This is a genomic window from Gemmatimonas sp. (assembly GCF_041689975.1).
Lineage (GTDB): Bacteria > Gemmatimonadota > Gemmatimonadetes > Gemmatimonadales > Gemmatimonadaceae > Gemmatimonas.
The window spans coordinates 1-4,703 of record NZ_JBDNFF010000184.1 but is presented as its reverse complement, the minus strand read 5'-3'; the positions used below and the strand labels follow the sequence as shown (position 1 = coordinate 4,703).

The 4,703-nt window shown below is 63.6% G+C and carries 4 protein-coding genes; all 4 read left to right on the top strand.

What is annotated here, in order from left to right; genetic code table 11:
- Positions 1-775, top strand: a 775-nt coding sequence (locus tag ACESNG_RS11915) for a nucleotide sugar dehydrogenase (RefSeq protein WP_373057931.1), incomplete at its 5' end; no start/stop codon positions are given.
- A gap of 58 nt (positions 776-833) precedes the next feature.
- Positions 834-1,682, top strand: a complete 849-nt coding sequence (locus ACESNG_RS11910) for an outer membrane protein assembly factor BamD (RefSeq protein ID WP_373057929.1) — start codon at positions 834-836, stop codon at positions 1,680-1,682.
- A gap of 19 nt (positions 1,683-1,701) precedes the next feature.
- Positions 1,702-2,340 (top strand): nicotinate (nicotinamide) nucleotide adenylyltransferase, encoded by a 639-nt coding sequence (gene nadD, locus ACESNG_RS11905; protein ID WP_373057927.1) that lies wholly within the window; start codon positions 1,702-1,704, stop codon positions 2,338-2,340.
- 48 nt (positions 2,341-2,388) lie between these two features.
- On the top strand, positions 2,389-4,703 hold a 2,315-nt coding region (gene secA, locus ACESNG_RS11900), incomplete at its 3' end, for a preprotein translocase subunit SecA (protein WP_373069119.1).

The window sequence follows — 4,703 nt, the reverse complement described above, 5'->3', positions numbered from 1 at the left end:
TGTCGAGGTCGCCAGCGCCCTCTACGCCAGTTGCATCGACGTCGTCGTGCCGGTGTCGTCGCCGGAAGCGGCCGAGCTGGTGAAGCTGCTCGAGAACACCTTTCGCGCCGTCAACATCGGCCTCGTGAACGAAATCGCCATTGTGTGTGACAAACTGGGCGTGGACGTCTGGGAAGTCATCAACGCGGCCGCTACCAAGCCGTTCGGGTTCATGAAGTTCACGCCGGGCCCCGGTATCGGCGGCCATTGCATTCCGCTCGACCCGCACTATCTCGCCTGGAAGATGCGCACGCTCAACTACAAAACGCGCTTCATCGATCTCGCCAGCGAGATCAATTCGCATATGCCGGAGTGGGTTGTCCAGAAGGTGGCCGACGCGCTCAACGAGGTGCGCAAGGCGGTTCGTGGGAGTCGTGTCCTGGCCCTCGGGGTCGCCTACAAGCGCGACATCAATGACGTGCGGGAAAGCCCGGCCCTCGACGTGATCCGCCTGCTCGAACAGCGCGGCGCGCACGTCGAGTTCCACGATCCGTTCGTGCATGAATTCCGTGAGGACGGCCATAGCCGCAAAGGCGTCGAACTCAGCGATGAGATGCTGCGTTGGGCCGACGCCGTGGTGGTCATCACCGATCACAAGAATGTCGATTACCAGCGCGTCGTCGACCATGCCGCGTTGCTGATCGACACGCGCAACGTCACGGCCGGCCTCAAACCCGGGCGTGCCCGCATTATCCCACTGGCGTCCGGTAGTCGGACCGTGGGCACCGCACCATGAACCGGGCTACCGCCGGCGGAACGGATCCGCATTCGGTGCATCGGGTACCAGAGTCCGCATGATTCATCGACTGTCTCGCGTTGAATTCCGCCTGCTGGTGCTGCTCGGTGTCGCCGCCGCATTGGCTGGCTGTTCACGCGGTTTCCAACCTCGCGACTACGCGAATCCTGAAGCGCTCTTCCGTGCCTCGCTGCTGGAGTTTCAGCGCCAGAAGTGGGACAACGCGAAGATCGGCTTCGAGCGCCTGACCAGTGACCTGTCGGCGCGTGATCCGCTATTGGCGCCCGCCTACTTTTATCTGGCACTGGCGCACGAGCGACAGAGCGAACACCTGCTCGCCGCGCAGGCCTTCGAGCGAATCACCGACGGCTTCCCCGACGACACGCTCGCGCCAACCGCCATGCTTGGTGTCGGTCGTAGCTACCAGAGCCTGTGGCGACGCCCCTCCCTCGATCCCGAGAATGGCCAGAAGGCGGTGTCGATTCTCCGGGCCCTCCTCTCGTCGTATCCCGAGAGTAAGGAAACGGACGACGCCAAGAAGCGCATTGTCCAGATCGAAGAGTGGATGGCGCAAAAGGACTACGACACCGGCGTCCACTATGTCCGCGTTCGCCGGGCGATTGACCCGGCGATCATCTACTTCAAGGACGTCGTCACCACGTACCCGAGCACGAAGGCGGCCCGCCTCGCGTGGCTGCGGTTGCATGAGCTGTATACGAAGATCCGCTGGAAGGAAGACGCTACGGAAACGTGTACCGCCATGTGGCGGGCGTACCCCGGGGATCCGTTGGTCAAGGCGGCCTGTGGCGCATCACCGGCCGATTCGGCCACTGCCGCCAAGGCACCGCCCCCAGCCGTCCTGTCGCCGATCGCCTACGCGCGTCCCGGTCCGGTGCCGCGCGGATGACCCGCACCGTCTGAACTCGATGCGTATCGGCATCCTTGGCGGAAGCTTCGATCCGCCCCATATCGGCCACCTTCTGGTGGCACAGGATGCCCTCGACGAGCTCGCGCTCGATCGTCTGCTCATCGTCCCGGCGGCCCAACAGCCGCTCAAGGGCGGGAATCAGACGCCTGCCGCGCACCGGCTCGCGATGGTGCAGACCTGCTTCGGCGGGATCCCGCGCATCGAGGTCGACCCCATCGAAATCGATCGGGGCGGGTTATCTTTCATGGTTGACACCGTGGATGCTCTGCGCCGACGCTGGCCGTCGGCGACGCTGCACTTGCTGGTCGGCGATGACGTGGTTTCGACGTTACCGCGGTGGGGCGACGTGAATCGATTGTTGTCGATGGTGCAGCTGGTTGTACTGCACCGCGCCGACCGAGGTCACGACGTCGCCGCGCTCGCCGTCCCGCTGGAGAGCGTCGGAGCAGCGACGGCACGACGACTGGCGACGCGACGCATTGACGTGTCATCAACCGAAATCAGGGCACGGGTACGGGACGGGCGCTCCATTCGGGGCTTCGTTCCTGACTCCGTGGAAACGTACATCGCGACCACCGGACTCTATCTCGAGAATTCCCGGGAGTCGTCGGCAGTGGAGGGCCCAGCGCGCGCCTGATGGCGTACGGGGACTTCGTTGCCGCGGCGCCCTTGCCAAGAGGTTCGTATGCTGAAGGGCTTGATTGGACGCGTGTTCGGCACGCGTCACGAACGTGAGCGGAAGCGGGTACAGCCGGTGCTTGCCGAGATCCACGAGATCGAAGCGCGCCTCGCCTCGCTGCCCGACGACGAAATTCAGGGGCAGACTGCCAAGTTCCGCGGCATACTAGCGGAACAGACCGGCCCCATCGAGAGCCGAATCGCGGAGCTCAAAGCGGCCAAACACGACACCGCCGACCCGACCGAGCGCGAGCGCATCGATCTCGAACTCCAGGGCGCCGACGGACGGGGGGGCGCTGAGGGTGACCTCCGCACCGCGATCGCGGAAGTCCTCGACGAGATCCTTCCCGAGGCCTTCGCCACGGTGCGTGAGGCGTGCCGGCGACTCAAGGGCTCCACGGTCCTCGTAACAGGCAACGAGCTCGCGTGGGACATGGTCCCCTACGACGTCCAGCTGATTGGTGGTATCCAGCTGCACCTTGGCCGCATCGCGGAAATGGCGACCGGTGAAGGCAAGACGCTCGTCGCGACACTCCCGATGTATCTCAACGCGCTGCCCGGACGAGGGGCGCACCTCGTGACGGTCAACAACTACCTCGCCCGTCGCGACTCGCAGTGGATGGGGCATCTGTATCGATGGCTCGGACTCACGGTCGGTTGCCTCGATGACACGGAGCCGGGAACGTACGATCGTCGCGCCGTCTACGGCAGCGACATCACCTACGGGACCAACAACGAGTTCGGCTTCGACTACCTGCGCGACAACATGGTGGTGTCGCTCGACCAGCGCGTGCAGCGCACGCACATCTTCGCGATCATCGATGAAGTCGACTCGATCCTCATCGACGAAGCGCGTACACCGCTCATCATCTCGGGCCCGGTCGGTAACGAGAGTGATGGGCGATACGCGGAATTCAATACGGCCGTCGAACGCCTCGTGCGCCGCCAGTCCGAACTGGTGAACACGCTGGTTGGCGAAGGTGAACGTGCGCTCGAGTCGAAGGACGAGCAGAACGCGTCGCTGAATCTGTACAAGGCGCAACTCGGCGGCCCGAAGAACAAGCGGCTCGTCAAGGCGCTGCAGGAGACCGGTGTCAAGCAGCTCGTGCAGCGCATGGAGCTCGACATCATCTCGGATAAGAAGCTCCCGATGAGCAAGCGCACGTACCGGGAGATCGAAGACGATCTGTTGTACGTGCTCGACGAGAAGGGACACACGGTACACCTCACCGAGCAGGGGCTCGACTACCTCTCGCCCGAGGCGCACGACCAGTTCGTACTCCCCGACATCTCGCTCATGATCGGCAAGCTCGATCGCGATCACGGTATTTCCGCGACGGAGCGCCTGGAGCAGCGCAACGCCATCGAGCGGGAGTATGCGCTCAAGAGCGAGCGGCTGAACATCATTCATCAGCTCCTCCGCGCGCATGCGTTGTACGAACGCGACGTGAACTACGTTGTGCAGGATGGGCAGGTGCTCATCGTGGACGAGTTCACCGGCCGCACGATGCCCGGGCGTCGCTGGAGCGAGGGGTTGCACCAGGCGGTCGAGGCCAAGGAGCGCGTGCAGGTGAAGGGCGAGACGCAGACGCTCGCCACGATCACGATCCAGAACTACTTCCGCATGTACGAGAAGCTGGCCGGCATGACCGGTACCGCCGAAACGGAAGAGAACGAGTTTCACCAGATCTACGGCCTGTCGGTGTCGGTCATTCCCACGAACCGGCCGATCACGCGTGATGACCGTCAGGACTACGTCTTCAAGACACGTCGCGAGAAGTACAACGCGATCGTCGACGAAACGAAGCGCCTGCACGAACTCGGGTATCCGGTGCTGGTCGGTACGGCCAGCGTCGAGGCGTCCGAAACACTCGCAAGACTGTTCGCACGCGCCGGACTCAAGCACAACGTGCTGAACGCCAAGTATCACCAACGTGAAGCCGAGATCGTGGCGGGCGCCGGTCACCCAAGTGCCATCACGATCGCGACCAACATGGCTGGCCGCGGTACCGACATCAAACTCGGCGCTGGTATCACCGAGGCGAAGCCGTCGAAGGTCACCGATCCCGACGGCAAAGAGATCGAGATCTCCGAAATCGGCGGCCTGCACATCATCGGGTCCGAGCGCCACGAATCACGCCGTATCGATCGCCAGCTACGTGGTCGGTCCGGTCGTCAAGGCGACCCGGGGGCCTCGCAGTTCTTCCTGTCGCTCGAAGATGATCTGATGCGTCTCTTCGGATCCGACCGGATCGCGAAGTTGATGGATCGCATGGGCGCGCAGGACGGCGAAGTGCTGGCGCATCCGCTCATCTCGCGCTC